Origin of the sequence: Erwinia aphidicola (assembly GCF_024169515.1) — a bacterium.
GTDB classification, from domain to species: Bacteria; Pseudomonadota; Gammaproteobacteria; order Enterobacterales; family Enterobacteriaceae; genus Erwinia; species Erwinia aphidicola.
Window position 1 is genome coordinate 2,360,699 of sequence record NZ_JAMKCQ010000001.1, and the last position, 16,490, is coordinate 2,377,188.

The 16,490-nt window shown below is 60.7% G+C and carries 18 protein-coding genes and 2 pseudogenes; 19 read left to right on the forward strand and 1 reads right to left on the reverse strand.

What is annotated here, in order from left to right; translation table 11 throughout:
* The 19 genes and pseudogenes from J2Y91_RS10885 (at position 1) to pqqF (ending at position 15,655) form a co-directional block, all read left to right on the forward strand.
* Positions 1 to 909 carry a baseplate assembly protein gene (locus J2Y91_RS10885; protein ID WP_253538270.1) on the forward strand — a complete coding sequence of 303 codons (909 nt, stop codon included), beginning with the start codon at positions 1 to 3 and terminating at the stop codon, positions 907 to 909.
* A complete protein-coding gene (locus J2Y91_RS10890) occupies positions 902 to 1,432 on the forward strand; it encodes a phage tail protein I (RefSeq protein WP_099754343.1) in 531 nt (176 codons plus the stop codon). Before J2Y91_RS10885 ends, J2Y91_RS10890 begins: the two co-directional genes overlap by 8 nt.
* A gap of 8 nt (positions 1,433 to 1,440) precedes the next feature.
* A pseudogene (locus tag J2Y91_RS23100) lies at positions 1,441 to 2,187 on the forward strand (phage tail protein); the annotation flags it as partial.
* A 15-nt stretch (positions 2,188 to 2,202) separates the two neighbouring features.
* Positions 2,203 to 2,760 (forward strand): annotated as a pseudogene (locus tag J2Y91_RS23105) (phage baseplate protein); the annotation flags it as partial.
* Between the two features lie 180 nt (positions 2,761 to 2,940).
* Entirely contained in the window at positions 2,941 to 4,110 is a 1,170-nt protein-coding gene (locus J2Y91_RS10900) for a phage tail sheath protein (protein ID WP_048917305.1), read from the forward strand.
* Between the two features lie 12 nt (positions 4,111 to 4,122).
* Positions 4,123 to 4,632 (forward strand): phage major tail tube protein, encoded by a 510-nt coding sequence (locus J2Y91_RS10905; RefSeq protein WP_048917304.1) that lies wholly within the window; start codon positions 4,123 to 4,125, stop codon positions 4,630 to 4,632.
* A gap of 129 nt (positions 4,633 to 4,761) precedes the next feature.
* Positions 4,762 to 5,058 carry a phage tail assembly protein gene (locus tag J2Y91_RS10910; protein ID WP_048917303.1) on the forward strand — a complete coding sequence of 99 codons (297 nt, stop codon included), beginning with the start codon at positions 4,762 to 4,764 and terminating at the stop codon, positions 5,056 to 5,058.
* Positions 5,059 to 5,072: 14 nt separating this feature from the next.
* On the forward strand, positions 5,073 to 5,198 hold the full coding sequence (locus J2Y91_RS10915) for a GpE family phage tail protein (protein WP_053110448.1): 126 nt from the start codon (positions 5,073 to 5,075) through the stop codon (positions 5,196 to 5,198).
* Entirely contained in the window at positions 5,195 to 6,721 is a 1,527-nt protein-coding gene (locus J2Y91_RS10920; protein WP_253538275.1) for a phage tail tape measure protein, read from the forward strand. The genes J2Y91_RS10915 and J2Y91_RS10920 overlap by 4 nt, the downstream gene beginning before the upstream one ends.
* 6 nt (positions 6,722 to 6,727) lie before the next feature.
* Complete coding sequence (locus J2Y91_RS10925; protein WP_048917301.1) at positions 6,728 to 7,201, forward strand: phage tail protein; 474 nt, start codon at positions 6,728 to 6,730, stop codon at positions 7,199 to 7,201.
* Entirely contained in the window at positions 7,198 to 8,310 is a 1,113-nt protein-coding gene (locus J2Y91_RS10930) for a contractile injection system protein, VgrG/Pvc8 family (RefSeq protein WP_253538278.1), read from the forward strand. Before J2Y91_RS10925 ends, J2Y91_RS10930 begins: the two co-directional genes overlap by 4 nt.
* A gap of 98 nt (positions 8,311 to 8,408) precedes the next feature.
* A complete protein-coding gene (locus tag J2Y91_RS10935; RefSeq protein ID WP_048917299.1) occupies positions 8,409 to 8,633 on the forward strand; it encodes an ogr/Delta-like zinc finger family protein in 225 nt (74 codons plus the stop codon).
* 112 nt (positions 8,634 to 8,745) lie between these two features.
* Entirely contained in the window at positions 8,746 to 9,783 is a 1,038-nt protein-coding gene (locus J2Y91_RS10940; RefSeq protein WP_253538281.1) for a dipeptidase, read from the forward strand.
* Positions 9,784 to 9,965: 182 nt separating this feature from the next.
* Entirely contained in the window at positions 9,966 to 10,037 is a 72-nt protein-coding gene (pqqA, locus tag J2Y91_RS10945; protein ID WP_072166356.1) for a pyrroloquinoline quinone precursor peptide PqqA, read from the forward strand.
* Between the two features lie 180 nt (positions 10,038 to 10,217).
* Positions 10,218 to 11,129, forward strand: a complete 912-nt coding sequence (gene pqqB, locus J2Y91_RS10950; RefSeq protein WP_253538284.1) for a pyrroloquinoline quinone biosynthesis protein PqqB — start codon at positions 10,218 to 10,220, stop codon at positions 11,127 to 11,129.
* Complete coding sequence (pqqC, locus tag J2Y91_RS10955) at positions 11,126 to 11,881, forward strand: pyrroloquinoline-quinone synthase PqqC (RefSeq protein ID WP_253538287.1); 756 nt, start codon at positions 11,126 to 11,128, stop codon at positions 11,879 to 11,881. The genes pqqB and pqqC overlap by 4 nt, the downstream gene beginning before the upstream one ends.
* On the forward strand, positions 11,878 to 12,159 hold the full coding sequence (gene pqqD / locus J2Y91_RS10960; RefSeq protein WP_336223397.1) for a pyrroloquinoline quinone biosynthesis peptide chaperone PqqD: 282 nt from the start codon (positions 11,878 to 11,880) through the stop codon (positions 12,157 to 12,159). The genes pqqC and pqqD overlap by 4 nt, the downstream gene beginning before the upstream one ends.
* Positions 12,146 to 13,294: a pyrroloquinoline quinone biosynthesis protein PqqE gene (gene pqqE / locus J2Y91_RS10965; RefSeq protein WP_253538289.1), complete on the forward strand. Its 1,149-nt coding sequence runs from the start codon at positions 12,146 to 12,148 to the stop codon at positions 13,292 to 13,294. The genes pqqD and pqqE overlap by 14 nt, the downstream gene beginning before the upstream one ends.
* A 3-nt stretch (positions 13,295 to 13,297) precedes the next feature.
* Positions 13,298 to 15,655 carry a pyrroloquinoline quinone biosynthesis protein PqqF gene (gene pqqF, locus J2Y91_RS10970; RefSeq protein ID WP_253538291.1) on the forward strand — a complete coding sequence of 786 codons (2,358 nt, stop codon included), beginning with the start codon at positions 13,298 to 13,300 and terminating at the stop codon, positions 15,653 to 15,655.
* A gap of 37 nt (positions 15,656 to 15,692) precedes the next feature.
* On the opposite strand, the gene J2Y91_RS10975 is transcribed toward pqqF, so the two are convergent.
* Positions 15,693 to 16,058 carry a hypothetical protein gene (locus J2Y91_RS10975; RefSeq protein ID WP_133624812.1) on the reverse strand — a complete coding sequence of 122 codons (366 nt, stop codon included), beginning with the start codon at positions 16,056 to 16,058 and terminating at the stop codon, positions 15,693 to 15,695.
* Positions 16,059 to 16,490 lie beyond the last annotated feature (432 nt).

Below are 16,490 nucleotides of genomic sequence, written 5' to 3' on the forward strand. Positions count from 1 at the left end.
ATGGCCACGATTGATTTAAGTCAGTTACCCGCGCCGAACATCGTCGAAGCGCTGGATTTTGAGACCCTGTTGCAGCAGCGCAAAAGCGCGCTGATTGCGCTCTATCCCGCCGATAAGCAGGAGGCGATAGCCCGCACCTTAACCCTGGCGTCGGAGCCGATCGTCAAGCTGCTGGAGGAGAACGCCTACCGCGAGGTGATCCTGCGCCAGCGCATTAACGAAGCGGCGAAAGCCACCATGGTGGCATTCGCCAGCGGCAGCGATCTCGACCAGCTTGGGGTCAACAACGGCGTCACCCGTCTGGTGCTGAAACCTGCAGATAACAGCACGCTGCCGCCGACCCCGGCGCGGCTTGAGAGCGACGACGACTTCCGTCTGCGCATCGCCAAGGCCTTTGAGGGGCTGAGCGTGGCGGGGCCGGGCGGGGCCTATGAATATCACGCCCGCAGCGCCGATGGTCGCGTGGCGGATGTCACCGCCATCAGCCCGTCCCCGGCCGTGGTCACCGTCACCGTGCTGTCGCGTGAAGGGCGCGGCGAGGCCAGCGCCGAACTGCTCGCCGTCGTCAACGCGGCGCTGAATGACGAGGAGGTGCGCCCGGTGGCGGATCGCGTCAGCGTGCAGTCGGCAAAAATCGTCGAGTACCGCGTTGAGGCCACGCTGTTTCTCTATCCCGGGCCGGAGGCGGAGCCGATCCGCGCCGCCTCGGCAGCCCGGCTGGCGGCCTTTGTTAACGCCCAGTCGCGGCTGGGGCGCGATATCCGCAGGTCAGCGCTGTATGCGGCGCTGCACGTCGAGGGTGTCCAGCGCGTGGAGCTGGCGCAGCCTGCTGCTGATGTGGTGCTGGATAAAACCCAGGCGGCGTACTGCACCGCTACGCAGATCGCGGTAGGAGGTTCCGATGAGTGACCGCCTGCTGCCCGTCGGTTCGTCACAGCTCGAGGTGGCCGCCGCCGAAGCCTGTGCGCGCCTGCAGCAGCTGCCGGTGCCGCTGCGCACCCTGTGGAACCCGCAGACTTGCCCGCTGCCGCTGCTGCCCTATCTCGCCTGGGCCTGGTCGGTGGACCGCTGGGATCAGGAGTGGCCGGAAGAGACCCGGCGTGCGGTGGTCGCCGCCTCGCAGTTTATCCACCGCCGCAAGGGGACGATTTCCGCCATCCGCCGGGTGGTGGAGCCTCTGGGGTATGTGATTAACGTCCATGAGTGGTGGCAAACCAGCGAACCGCCCGGCACCTTCCGCCTTGATATCGGCGTGCTGGAATCGGGCATAGATGAAGCGATGTTTAACGAAATGGAGCGGCTGATCGGTGATGCAAAACCTGTCAGTCGCCATCTTACCGGCCTGACGATTACCCAGGATATCCAGGGTGTTGTCTGGCTCGGCCCGGTTCAGTATGACGCTGAAACGGTCACTATTTTCCCTGCTTTGTGAGGTTATCAATGGCGTTAAAATTTAAATCTGTCGTGACCACGGCAGGACAGGCGCGTATTGCCGCGGCGATGGCGAATGGCACTCAGGTGGATATCAAGCAAATGGCAGTGGGCGACGGCAATGGCCAGCCAACCACGCCGGTTGCCAGCCAGACTGCGCTGGTGCATGAGGTGTATCGCCAGGCAGTGAACTCGACCAAGGTGGATAAAACCCGCAGTAACTGGATGGTGGTGGAAACCATAATTCCCGCCAGCAGCGGCGGCTTCTGGATGCGTGAGCTGGGCTTGATCGCTGGCGATGGCACCCTGCTGGCAGTCTGTAATATGGCGGAAACCTACAAGCCGACGCTGGAGGAGGGCTCCGGCAGGACGCAGACCTTGCGCATGGTGATTGCCGTCAGCGATAGCGAAGCCATTGCGCTGACGCTGGATGACAGCCTGATATTCGCTACCGAAGAGTACGTCAATCTGCAGATTGGCGAGCATGAGAAAACGCGCAATCACCCCGATGCCAGCCTGACAGCGAAAGGGCTGATACAGCTGAGCAGCGCCACCAACAGCAGCAGCGAAACCCTGGCCGCCACGCCAAAAGCGGTGAAAGCGGCTTATGACCTGGCGAACCGTGCTTATCCTGACGCCAGCCTGACCGCTAAGGGCGACGTGATGCTAAGTAGCGCCATTAACAGCAGCAGCGAAACCTTGGCCGCCACGCCAAAAGCGGTGAAAGCGGCATACGATCTGGCGAACCGTAATTATCTTAACGAGCTTTATCCGATTGGAATTGTGTTGTGGTTTGCACAAAATAAAAACCCTAACACCTTATTTCCTGGAACGACGTGGAGTTATATCGGCGAGAATAAAACTATTCGCTTAGGCAGCCAGAATGGTAGTGATGTGATGACGTCAGGTGGGGCGGATACAATAACCCTGGCCGCCGCGAATATTCCGGCACACAGCCATACCTTCTCGGCAACGACCAGTGCGTTTGATTATGGGACGAAAACAACCAGTACGTTTGATTATGGGACAAAATCCACCAATTCCGCAGGTGCGCATACTCATGGACTTAAAACATGGTATGGGGCGAGAGGATTAGAAACTGGTGGCGCAGATTCTATACCCACCAGGACGGGTGGGGCGGATGGTGCATTGATAACAAACTCAGGCGCACATTTGCATAGTGTTGCAATCGGTGCACACTCTCATACAGTCGCTATCGGCGCCCACACCCACACCGTCTCCGGCACCACCGCCAATACCGGTTCGGGTACCGCAATTAACATCACCAACGCCTTTGTGAAGTTAATGGGCTGGTATCGCACGGCATAATATTTTTCGCGCTTAAATAAAACTCTCCCTGGGAAGCCACGGAGAGTTTTATATTTTCAAAGCTAAATATTTAATTATTTATCCCAGCTGTTGTGTCCTGCTCTTCACAACGCCAATCGCATGCCCGCCAATTAAATTCTTGTCATCATTACCTCACCCCAACCACGGAGTGTAATAAAGATGGCTAATTATCACCACGGCGTACGCGTCGTTGAAATCAATGACGGAACCCGCAGTATTTCCACGGTATCCACCTCTATTGTCGGCATGGTCTGCACTGCAGCGGATGCTGATGCCACCGTATTCCCGCTCAACACGCCGGTGCTGATTACCGACGTGCAGGCGGCGGTGGGGAAAGCCGGTGTCAGCGGCACGCTGGCGAAAGCGCTGCAGGCGATTGCCGACCAGAGCAAGCCGGTAACGGTAGTGGTGCGCGTTGAGGAGGGTGAAGACGAAGCGGCAACCACCAGCAATATCATCGGCGGCAGCGATGCTAACGGCCGCTACACCGGGATGAAAGCGCTGCTCGCGGCGCAGACCGACCTTGGCGTTAAGCCGCGTATTCTCGGCGTGCCGGGGCTGGATTCGCTGGAAGTGGCCACCGCGCTGGCGGCAATCTGCCAGCAGCTGCGCGCCTTCGGCTATATCTCGGCTTACGGCTGTAAAACGGTAAGCGATGCGCTCAAGTATCGCGAAAACTTCAGCCAGCGCGAGCTGATGGTGATCTGGCCCGACTTTGTCGCCTGGAACACCGTGACCAGCGCGGCGGAAACTGCCTATGCCACCGCCCGCGCCCTCGGCCTGCGCGCCAAAATCGATAACGACAGCGGCTGGCATAAAACCCTGTCGAACGTCGGCGTCAACGGCGTGACCGGCGTTTCCGCCTCGGTATTCTGGGACCTGCAGCAGGTGGGGACCGATGCCGATCTACTGAATGAGGCCAGCGTCACCACGCTGATCCGCAAAGACGGTTTCCGCTTCTGGGGCAACCGCACCTGTAGCGATGACCCGCTGTTCGCCTTTGAAAACTACACCCGCTCGGCGCAGGTGATCGCCGACACCATGGCCGATGCGCATATGTGGGCCAACGACAAGCCGCTGACGCCGACGCTGGTGCGCGACATTATCGCCGGGATCAACGCCAAGTTCCGTGAGCTGATCAACGCCGGTTATCTGCTGGGCGCCAACTGCTGGTACGACGAAAGCGCCAACAGCCAGGAGAGCCTGAAAGCCGGCAAGCTGTATATCGACTACGACTACACCCCGGTGCCACCGCTGGAAGATCTGACCCTGCGTCAGCGCATTACCGACAGCTACCTGGCGAACTTCGCCGCTTCTGTGAACAGCTAAGGAGAAACCCTCATGGCACTGCCTAAGAAACTGAAATACCTGAATTTGTTTAACGATGCCAACAGCTATCAGGGTGTGGTGACCTCACTGACGCTGCCGAAGCTGGCGCGCAAGCTCGACCCTTACCGCGGCGGCGGCATGAACGGCGTGGCGCATATCGATAATGGCCTGGAAGATGATGCGCTGGATCTGGAGTGGACCATCTCCGGCCTCGACGACCGCGTGCTGAGCCAGTGGGGTGGCGCCACGGTGCCGCTGCGCTTTATGGGTTCCTACCAGCGTGACGACACCGACGAGACCATCGCGGTGGAGGTGGAGCTGCGCGGCAAGCATCAGCAGTTCGACTTCGGCGAGAGCAAGCAGGGTGAGGAGAACGAAACCAAAATCACCACCAAATGCACCTACTACAAGCTGAGCTGGAACGGCAAAGCGCTGATTGAGATCGACACCGTCAACATGGTCGAGATTGTGAACGGCATCGACCGCCTGGCCGAGCACCGTAAGAACATCGGCCTGGTTTAATCCGTAGGGGTCGGGCATGCCCGACCCGCATCGTGCACCCCGCCGGGGCCGGGCTTACCTGTCCTGCATTGTGCACCCCGTAGGGGTCGGGCATGCCCGACCCGCTTTCCAATGAAATAAGGAATTCTCATGCAACAGTCAGAAAATACCGTTCAGCTGGTCACGCCAATCGTGCGTGGCGAAACGACCATCGCCAGCGTCGAGCTGATCAAACCGAACGCGGGCGCATTGCGCGGCACGCGGCTGGTGGATCTTGCCGGATCGGACGTCGACGCGCTGATCGTGGTACTGCCGCGCATCACGCTGCCGAACCTGACCAAATCAGAGTGCCTGAACCTTGACCCGATCGATCTGATTGAGCTGGGCGGGCGGGTGATCGCTTTTTTGTCAGCGAAACCGGACACCTCCGCTGGCCCGACGGGCTGACGGTAGATGACCTGATGGCGGATATCGCCGCCATCTTTCACTGGCCGCCGTCGGAAATGAACGCCATGCCGCTGGCAGAACTGCTCGCCTGGCGGCACAAGGCCATCGTGCGCAGCGGGACACAGAGTGGAGAGTCATGATGAGTATTAACCTCGGTCTGGATGGACTGCGCAAAGCGGTGATCCGGGCAAGCCTGTTCTTAAACGATCTGCCCGGGGAGACCCACTCCCTTGGCAATGCCATGTTTCAGCAGCGCGTGGCGCTAACGGCCAGCGCGACGCGCACCCGAAACGCCACGCGCAACAGTAAATCAGCACTCAAAGCCAGCAAGGAGCGCCTGCAGGAGATCCGCATTACCGAGGCGCTTGAGCGCCCGCAGCGGGCCCGCGACAACCTTAATAAGGCACAGCAGCGCTTTACGCTCGGTCAGAGCAAGGTTCAGCAGCGCTATCAGGCCGTGCAGGGTGTGGTAGATAAGATCGGAGCGGTCAGCGGTCAGGCAATGAGCGTGGCCCGTCAAGGGGCGAAGCTGCTGCAGCCGGGCTATCAGGCGCTGACGGTGCAGCCCGCTGCAGCAACGCCGGGGGCGGAACCATCGCCTGCCGCCGGGTTGCCGCCCACGCGCGCAGCGGCAAGCGCCGATAACCTTGCGGGGGATATCGCCCGGCTGAACGGCGCGATAGAGGCCATCAGCATCGCTATCTTCCAGCAGCTCGACGGCACCCTGCGCAGCCTGACGCAGACCGCCACCGGGCTACTGGGTAGTGTGGATCGCTGGATCCAGGCTAACCCGGCGCTGGCGGGCGGGATGGCCCAGCTGGTGGCCGGCGGCGTGATACTGGTCGGGGCGCTGGGGGCGATCGGCTCAGTGGTGGCACCGGTGCTGAGCGGGCTGAATCTGCTGATCGCCGGCGCCGGGATGCTGAGCAGCGTCTTTACTTTTGCCGGAGGGGCGATGACGGCCGCGCTGGGGGCAATAACGCTGCCGATAGCGGGCATCGCGCTGGCTGTCGCGGCGGGTGTGGCGCTCATTTACCAATACTGGGAGCCAATTAGCGCGTTCTTCGCCGGAGTGATGAGGGGGATTGGTTCCGCACTGGCTCCTGCGGCGCAATTTTTCGCGCCTTTTAAACCCGTATTTGACAGGGTGGGCGCGGGGATCGCCTGGCTGTATGACGCTTTTAAACAGCTGATGCAACCGATCGCGCTGACAGGAGAAGCGCTGAATAAAATTGGCGGTGCCGGGGAGTGGATAGGCAAAGCGCTGGGCGATGCCTTTATGCTGCCGCTGAAGATATTCAATGACCTGAGCAGTGGCATTATCGGCCTGATGGAAAAGCTCGGGCTTATTGATAAAAAATCGGCGGATGCGCAGGCATCACTGCGCGACCAGCCGCCAGAACAGCCGCCTTTATCTGCCCTCGGCGGTGCAGGAGAAAGCTTCCCGCAGAGTGAATTTCCTGTCGCGCTGGGCGGTGCCCGTTACAAACCGGTGACCGCCACCACCAGCAGCAGCAGCCAGCAGAACACCTTTAACAGCAGCTACGTGATTAATGTTCCTGCAGGCATGGGGGAGGCAGACGTACGCACCCTGATCGAGAATCACGAGCAGCAAACGCGTGCGCGGGCCGCTATCAGCCAGCGCAGCAGTTACCTGGGGTAATAAAGCATGATGATGATTTTAGGTATGTTCGTATTCCAGCGCCGCACCCTGCCTTTCCAGACCATGACGCATCAGAGCGCTTACCGTTGGGCGGCGGGCAGCCGTATCGGCTCGCGCCCGGCTCAGCAGTTTCTTGGCGTTGGGGATGAAAGCATCACCCTGGCAGGGGAACTGCGCCCGGAAATCACCGGGGGAGTGCCGTCACTGGCGATTTTGAAAGGCATGGCTGAGAGCGGGCGCGTCTGGCCGCTGCTCAGTGGTGAAGGGATACCTTACGGGATTTTTGTTATTGAAGCGGTGAATGGTGTCCATACCGATCTGCTGGCGAACGGAGCGGCGCAAAAAATTAGCTTTACCCTACAGCTTAAGCGCGTCGACGGTTCGCTGGATGGGCTGTATGGCGACCTGAAACAGCAGCTGGAGCAGATTTACGGCGAGGTGAGCGCTAAGGCACGCGAGCTGGCAGGGAGCCTGTTATGAATAACTCGATTCCGGTCGATATCGGCGCGCCGCTGGCGCCCGATTACCTTATTCGGCTCAATAACCGCGATATCACCGACAATCTGCGCAAGCGTCTGCTGAGTATGACGATTGATGATGCACGGGGTCTGGAAGCCGACACGCTGACGCTGTTACTGGATGACAGTGACGGCTGGCTGATGATGCCGCAGCGCGGCGCTATCCTGCGCGTGTATATCGGCTGGCAGGGAAGGCCGCTCTTCTGCAAAGGGGATTTTATCATTGATGAACTGCATCACACCGGGGCGCCCGACCGATTAACCCTGGTCGGTCGCAGCGCCAACCTGAGCGAATCACTGACGCAGAAGGCGCAGCACTCCTGGGATAAAACCACGCTGGGGCAGGTCGTCTCTGAGATAGCTGAGCGCAACAGTCTGCAGGCTAAAGTCAGCGATGGGCTGGCATCTATCAGCATTGCCCATCTCGACCAGACGGATGAGAGCGATGCCCAGTTCCTGACGAAGCTGGCGATAAACCATGGTGCTACCGTCACCGTTAAGGAGAACACCGTTCTGATGCTGCCCCGTGGCGGCAATAGAACCGCTCAGGGAACCGAGATACCACCCATCGTGTTAACGCGCAAAGAGGGCGACCAGCATGCCTGGCAGGTGGTGTCAAAGCTGCAATACAGCGGCGTCCAGACCCGCTGGCTGCAGCTTGATAAAGCCAGCAGCGGTAAGGTCAGAGTGTTTCGCGCCATCACGGATAACCAGCCGGAGCTGTTTGGCGACGGCGCTGAGCAGGACAGCCCGCTGCCGCTTTATCAGCGGGACGTTATCATCAGTGAAGTGTTCAGCACGCAGGATGAAGCAGTCAGAAAAGCAGAGGCAGAGTGGAAGGCGCGCCAGACCTTGACGGCCAGCATGAGCTTCGTCCTGGCGATGGGGATGCCTGCCCTGTTCCCGGAAACCCCGGTGCGGCTGCGGGGATTTAAAACGGTGATTGATGCGCAGCAGTGGACCGTGGTCAAAGTGGGGCATGTGATTGATAGCACAGGGTTTCGCACGACGGTAAATCTGGAAAGCTCGTGGAAAGGTGAAACCTACCAGCTCCTTATTGAAGCTGACTAGCCCACGAAGTGAAAAATTCACTTGATGATTCACTTAAAGTGAATATAATTAGTTTTATTCACACAGTGTGAGTTTAACTGACCCCACGGAGTTCACTTATGATGCCTTGCCCGATTTGCCAGCATAACAGCCACGCCCGCTCCAGCCGTATCATCAGCAGTGAGACCAAGGAGCGTTATCACCAGTGCCAGAACCTGAACTGCAGCTGCACGTTCAAGTCGATGGAGACGATCACCAGCATTGTTGCCCGCCCGCTGGACGCCAATACGCCGCCCCCGCCCGCAGCGGCGACGAAGGCGCCGACCAGCCGTCTCGGCAGTTAGATCTTGTGCTTCCCCCCAGCGGCGGGGTCACTCCCGCCCTGGCTTTTGCTGCCCCCTTTCCCGGTTTTCTGCGCTATGATGGTCCGCTTCCCCCGAGACTGCTGGCGCCCCTATGACCGATATTTCTCCGCACACTCCGATCTTCGACGGCCATAACGATCTGCTGCTGCATCTGTGGCTGCATCATCCCGATAACCCGGCTGAAGCCTTTATGCAGCAGCGCCTGAGCGGCCATCTGGATTTTGCCCGCATGCAGGCTGGCGGCTTTGCCGGGGGGCTGTTCGCCATCTTTGTACCGCCAGCCGACTACGTGGCGAAATTCCCCGCGCGCCAGGCGCAAGTTTTCGACCCGCTGGCGATTGTCGAGCAGCAGCTGCACATCCTGCAGCAGCTGGCGGCGGGATCGGCGGGGCGCGCTAAGATCTGCCGCAGCGTGGCCGAGATCGAGCGGTGCCTGGCCGACGGCGTGCTGGCGATGGTGATGCATATAGAAGGGGCGGAGGCGCTGGATGACGACTTTAGCCAGCTGGCGCGCTGGGTTGACGCCGGGCTGCGCAGCATCGGGCCATTCTGGAATACCCCCAACCGCTTTGGTTTTGGCGTCAGCGGCAGCTTTCCCGGCTCGCCGGATACCGGCGACGGGCTGACGGACGCGGGTAAGCGGCTGATCCGCGCCTGCAACCAGCAGCGGCTGATGATCGACCTGTCGCACATGAATGAAAAAGCCTTCTGGGACACGGCGCGCCTGAGCGATGCGCCGCTGGTCGCCAGCCACTCTAACGTCCACGCCCTGTGCCCGCAGCCGCGCAACCTGACCGACAGCCAGCTGGCCGCAATCGCCGACAGCGACGGGCTGGTGGGGCTGAACTTCGGCACGGCGTTTCTGCGCGCCGACGGCAAGCGCGATGGCGATATGCCGCTCAGCGTGATGGTGCAGCACCTCGACTATCTGCTGGAGAAGCTGGGGGAGGATCGCGTGGCTTTCGGTTCCGATTTTGACGGTATCAATCTGCCGGACGAGATCGGCGACGTCAGCGGCCTGCCGCGGCTGCTGGCCGCGCTGCGTGCGGCGGGTTACAGCGAAGCGCTAATCTACAAGCTGTGCCGCGCCAACTGGCTGCGCGTGCTGAGAAAAACCTGGGGCAAATAATGCCCGGATTTTGAACCAAATAGTTCAAAATAGCATAAACCGTGCAGATTTTAGGGTTGATATCGATTTATCATAGGCGCAACATCTGTGCCGCCAAATTCTTATAATTTGACAACATGCCGATCCCTTGTCGACACTGACAGGTGTGACGTCTGTTTTTTGAACACCAAGAGGATATGATTATGTGGACTAAACCAACTTTCATCGATATGCGTCTGGGCCTGGAAGTGACCTTATATATCTCCAACCGTTAAATTGCCGTCATACTTCGCACTGTAACTGCGTTAGCTTTCCTCGCCCACCCCGGTCACTTACTGATGTAAGCTCCCGGGGATGTGCTGCGTTGCTGCCTTGTTACAGCACGAATTATTTAGGCAATTGCATTGATGCCTGCGTTATTGCGGGCATTTTTAATTCCTACTCCCGGTTTCCCCATGAAAATCAAAGTTCTCGGCTCTGCGGCCGGTGGCGGCTTCCCGCAGTGGAACTGTAACTGCCGCAACTGCCAGGGCGTGCGCGATGGCAGCATCCCGGCTACGGCACGTACCCAGTCCTCGATAGCCGTCAGTGATAACGGCAGCGACTGGGTGCTGTGTAATGCGTCGCCCGATATCTGCCACCAGATCGCCGCCAATCCCGAACTCAATAAGCACGGCGCGCTGCGCGGCACGGCGATCGGCTCGATCATCCTTACCGACAGCCAGATCGACCACTGCACCGGGCTGCTTAACCTGCGCGAAGGCTGCCCGCACCAGGTGTGGTGTACGCCAGAAGTGCACGCGGACCTGACCAGCGGCTTCCCGATCTTCACCATGCTGAAGCACTGGAACGGCGGGCTGCAGCATCACGCTATTCAGCCCGGCGAGCCGTTCTCCGTGGCGGTCTGCCCGGCGCTGACCTTTACCCCGATTGCCATCCTCAGCAACGCGCCGCCCTATTCGCCGTATCGCGGGCGCCCGCTGCCTGGCCATAACATCGCGCTGATGATCGAAAACCGCGAAACCGGCAGCAAGCTGCTGTACGCACCGGGCCTCGGCGAGCCGGATGCTGCGCTGCTGGCGCTGATGGCGCAGGCCGACTGCCTGCTGATTGACGGCACGCTGTGGCAGGATAACGAGCTGGCATACACCGGCGTCGGGCGCAATACCGGGCGCGATATGGGCCACCTGGCGCTGGGCGAAGAGCAGGGGTTGATGGCGCTGCTCGCCGATCTGCCCGCCAGGCGTAAGATCCTGATCCACATTAACAACACCAATCCGATCCTTGATGAATCCTCCGCCGAGCGTGCCGCGCTAACCCGGCAGGGCATTGAGGTCAGTTTTGACGGCATGAGTATCGAACTATGAGCACTCCGACCCTGATGACCCCTGAGCAGTTTGAGCAGGCGCTGAGCGATCGCGGCGCCTGTTACCACATCCATCACCCTTTCCACATTGCCATGCACAACGGCGAAGCGACGCGTGAGCAGATCCAGGGCTGGGTGGCGAACCGCTTCTACTACCAGACCAGCATCCCGCTAAAAGATGCGGCGATCATGGCGAACTGCCCGGATCCCCTGACGCGCCGTAAATGGGTGCAGCGCATCCTCGATCACGACGGCCAGAGCGACAGCGACGGCGGTATTGAAGCCTGGCTGCGCCTGGGTGAAGCGGTAGGGCTGGATCGTGAGGTGCTGCTCTCCGGGCGCATGGTACTGCCTGGCGTGCGCTTCGCGGTGGATGCCTACGTCAACTTTGCCCGCCGCGCGGTGTGGCAGGAAGCGGCCTGCAGCTCGCTGACCGAGCTGTTCGCCCCGCAGATCCACCAGTCGCGCCTCGACAGCTGGCCGCAGCACTATCAGTGGATTGAAGAAGAGGGCTACGGCTACTTCCGTGGCCGCCTCAGCCAGGCTCGCCGCGACGTGGAGCACGGCCTGCAGCTGGCGCTGGAGTACTGCGACACGGTGGAGAAGCAGCAGCGCATGCTGGAGATCCTGCAGTTCAAGCTCGATATTCTGTGGAGCATGCTCGACGCGATGACCATGGCCTACGTCCTGCAGCGCCCACCGTATCACACCGTCACCGACCAGCCCGTCTGGCATAAAGGAGGGCTGCTGTGAGCACCCCACAAACCATCCCGATGTTCCGCCGCGGCTACCGCCTGCAGTGGGAAGAAGTGCAGGGCTGCCATGTGATCCTCTACCCGGAAGGCATGGCGAAACTCAACGACAGCGCCACCCTGATCCTTGAACTGGTGGATGGCACACGCACGCTGGCGCAGATCGTCGATGCCCTGAACGCACGCTTCCCGGAAGCGGGCGGCGTGGACGATGACGTCATCGATTTCTTCGCGGCGGCGCGCGAGCAGAAGTGGATAATTTTCCGTGAACCAGCCTGAATCCCACGTTAAGCCACCGCTGTGGCTGCTGGCGGAGCTGACTTACCGCTGCCCGCTGCAGTGCCCGTACTGCTCGAACCCGCTCGACTTTGCCCAGCAGGAGAAAGAGCTGAGCACCGAACAGTGGATCGAGGTGTTCAAACAGGCGCGCGCGATGGGCGCGGTGCAGATCGGCTTCTCCGGCGGTGAACCGCTGGTGCGTAAGGATCTGGCTGAGCTTATCAAGGCGGCGCGCGATCTCGGCTTCTACACCAACCTGATCACCTCGGGGATCGGCCTGACGCAGAAGAAGATCGACGCCTTCGCCGAGGCCGGGCTGGATCATATTCAGATCAGTTTCCAGGCCAGCGATGAAGTGCTGAATGCGGCACTGGCCGGCTCCCAAAAGGCGTTCCAGCAGAAGCTGGAGATGGCGCGTGCAGTGAAGGCCCACGGCTACCCGATGGTGCTTAACTTCGTGCTGCACCGCCACAATATCGATCAGATCGATCGCATTATCGAGCTGTGCATTGAGCTGGAAGCGGATGACGTTGAGCTGGCGACCTGCCAGTTTTACGGCTGGGCGCAGCTTAACCGCGAAGGGCTGCTGCCGACGCGTGAGCAGATTGAACGCGCTGAAGCGGTGGTGCATCGCTACCGTGAGAAGATGGCCGCCAGCGATAACCTCGCCAACCTGCTGTTTGTCACCCCGGACTACTATGAAGAGCGGCCCAAGCCGTGCATGGGCGGCTGGGGCGCGATCTTCCTCAGCGTCACGCCGGAAGGCACCGCGCTGCCGTGCCACAGCGCGCGCCAGCTGCCGGTGCAGTTTCCGTCGGTGCTGGAGCAGAGTTTGCAGGATATCTGGTTTAACTCCTTCGGCTTTAACCGCTATCGCGGCTTTGACTGGATGCCGGAGCCGTGCCGCTCCTGTTCGGAGAAGGAGAAGGACTTCGGCGGCTGCCGCTGCCAGGCGTTTATGCTGACCGGCAGCGCCGACAACACCGACCCGGTGTGCAGTAAATCGGAGCATCACCACCAAATCCTCGCCGCGCGTGAGCAGGCCAACTGCACCAATATCCAGGTGAACCAGCTGCAGTTCCGCAACCGCGCTAACTCCCAGCGGGTTAACGCGCAGCTGATCTTCAAGGGCTGACGGATGCTGCGCCTCAGTAACGGCCTGCGGGTTGAGCGGGTCAGCGACCCGCAGGCCACCCGTGCGGCGGCGCTGCTGCAGGTTGATGTCGGCAGCCACCAGGAACCGGACGCGTGGCCGGGGCTGGCACATCTGCTGGAGCATCTGCTGTTCGCCGGTAGCCGCAGCTTCAGCGGCGCGCAGCGGCTGATGAGCTGGCTGCCCGCGCAGGGTGGGCGGCTGAATGCCACCACCCAGGGCAGCAGCACGGCTTTCTTCTTCGAGTGCGCGCCCTCCCAGCTGGCAGAAGCGCTGGCGCGGCTTAGCGATATGCTGGCGGCGCCGCTGCTGGCCGAGGAGGCCATCCGCCAGGAAATCGCCACCCTCGACGCCGAGTGCCAGCTGCTGAGCAGCCATCAGGAGACGCTGTGTGAGGCGGCGCTCAGCAGCGCCTTTCAGCCGCATCCGTGGCAGCGTTTTCAGGCGGGCAATGCCCGGCATTTTGGCAGCGACATCGCGGCGCTGCTTGCCGCGCTGCGCCAGTTCCATCAGCGCTATTACCGCGCGCCGCATATGACGCTGTGGCTGCACGGGCCGCAGAGTGACGACGAGCTAGGGCAGCTGGCGCAGCATCACGCCAGCACGTTCGTCAACGAGGAGGTCGCCCTGGCGCCGCTGCCCGCGCTGCGCCTGGCTCCGCAGCGGGATATCGCCCTGCAGCTCAGCGGTGCGCCGCGCCTGCGCCTCTCATACCTGCTGGACGGGGAGTATCAACGCGAGCTGACGCTGCTGCGTCAGCTGCTGCTGGATGAAGCAGAGGGCGGGCTGATGGCCGCGCTGCGCGCCGACGATCTCGCCGATGAGGCGCGCCTGCTGCTGGCTTACCGCAGCGCTTCGCAGACGGTGGTCAGCATTGAGCTGACGCTGGTGGATCGGCAGCAGTCCGCGGCGGTGGAAGGCCGGGTGCTGCACTGGCTCCAGCAGCTCACGCAGCTCACCGCGCAGCAGCGCCAGCACGCGGCGCAGCTGGCGGATCGGCACTTTTCCCGGCTGCCGCCGATGGACCAGCTGCGCGAACGGGCGTTTGGCTTTGCGCCCGTGCAGGCAGCCGATGTGGATCTCAACGCGCTGCTGGAGGGGCTGCACCCGGCGCGCGCGACCCGCCTGCGCATCTCCGATCGGCCGCTGCCGCTGCGGGCTGCGCAGGGGTTCCCCTTACGCTACCAGTCAGGGCCGTTTAAACCGGCACGCCGCGCTGGCCCGGATCTGCGCTTCTATCCGCAGCCTGCCGGCACGGTAACGCCGACATTGCCGGTGCATCAGGCATTACTCCACCATCAGCCCGGCCCTGAGCAACCGATCCTGCTGCTCAGCCCGCTGGAGGCGCTGCCTGCGTCCTGGGGCGAGATCCTGCAGGCCAGCCTGCGATCGCTGGCGGCCAGCTGCGTGCATCAGGATGCCGCACTCAGCGTCAGCCGCCATCAGGGGCTGTGGTTGATCCAGCTCAGCGCCAGCCCGCTGCTGATGGTGAGCACGCTGAGCGATCTGATCGTCCGCCTGCGATCGCTCGCGCCGCAGGCGATCGCCCAGGGCAAACGCGCACATCAGCGCCAGCAGCAGGCACGGCATGCAGGCATTGCGGTACGTGCGCTGCTGGAGGCGTTACCGGAACTGCTGCAGGCGGCCGGTGACACTCCGGCAGGCAACATGCTGCCCCACGTTGCCTGGCAGGCCACGCTGGAAGGGGGCGACGCGGCGCTGCATCAACAGCTGGCGCAGCTGCTGAGTGCCTTCCCCGGCGCAATCAACCCGGCGGTGCGCGCCTTGGCCGAGCCCATCGCGCCGCAGCCTGAATATGCCATTGCCACCGCCAGCCCCGACGCCGCGCTGCTGCTGTTCTGCCCACTGGCAGAGAATAGCGCCGCATGCCTCGCCGCGTGGCAGCTGCTGGCGCTAATTTATCAGCCGGCTTTTTTCCAGCGCCTGCGCGTGGAGCAGAATATTGGCTATGTGGTCAGCTGTCGTTTTCAGCAGGTGGCGGGCCAGCCTGGCATCCTGTTTGCGCTGCAGTCGCCCACCTTCAGCGTGGCGCAGCTGTGGCAGTGCATTGACGAATTTTTATCGCAGATGACGCAGCAGCTGGCCGCATTGACGGCGCAGCAGCTGGCGGATAATCAGGCGGTGTTAACCGATTCGCTGCACAGCAGCAGCCAGGACGCGCTGGCGCGCAGCCTTGAGCGCTGGCAGCAGCGCCAGAGCGTTGCCGCGCCGCTGATGCAGGGCGCGATTGCCGGGCTGGACCTCGAACGGCTTCAGTATTGCCACCTGCAGCTGTGCCAGCAGCGGCAGCGCTGGTGGCGGGTGAGTAATCAGCTTAAATGAGGGGGCAGGCCATCTGATATGACCTAATGTGACGTAATTACCAGCTAAGTTTCTCGCCGCTGGCTTTTACATTTTGTTTGTACATCATATCTAAGTTGTTGTAATTACACATATCAATAGCGCCCTGGCAATAATCCGCAATCACTTTGTCCATTACTGGGCGATTTTTGGCTTGTGTCATCTGCTTGAAAGCATTGAGGTTTTGCTTTTCCATCATGCGCAACGTGGTAGGTTGGCACATATCGATACTGCCTTCACAGTAGTCTTTTTTCACTTTTGCCTGAATGTATTCAATCACTTCTTTTTTTTGGGCTTCCGACCCGTCGAAATCCATTGGATGAATAAAGGCAGCGTGCAGATTAAAAGCAGCAGTGAACAGGGCTAACCCCAGAATTTTTTTCATGAACATCTTCCATGGTTGTTAAATCATTAGCTGTGTTGCTGAATTCTAACATCAACGCAAAAAATTGTTGAATACCGAGCCTTAAACACCGCATAAAAATATTTCGGGCTTATCCCAGTCAGGCGCCACCCTTCAACACCGGTTTTCAGAGAGGGTACGCAAAATCTATATCCGTTGGTTCCCGCGCTAATCCAGGGCAAAGCGTGCACTTATCGCCTGCTGATTCCTCTTCCGCCTGCAACATTGTGTCGCGTGGATGCTGGGGGCGTTTCACCAGCTGGATATCAGCGAAGCCTCGCCGCGGGATATGACCCTGGCGCAGGCGCTGCAGCAGACCGGATAATCGGGCTGGTTTAAATATATTTTTTTCACACCGCAACCTTTGCCCAAACTCCAGCGAAACTCCAGTTAAGGTCATCAGGCACTCTGCCT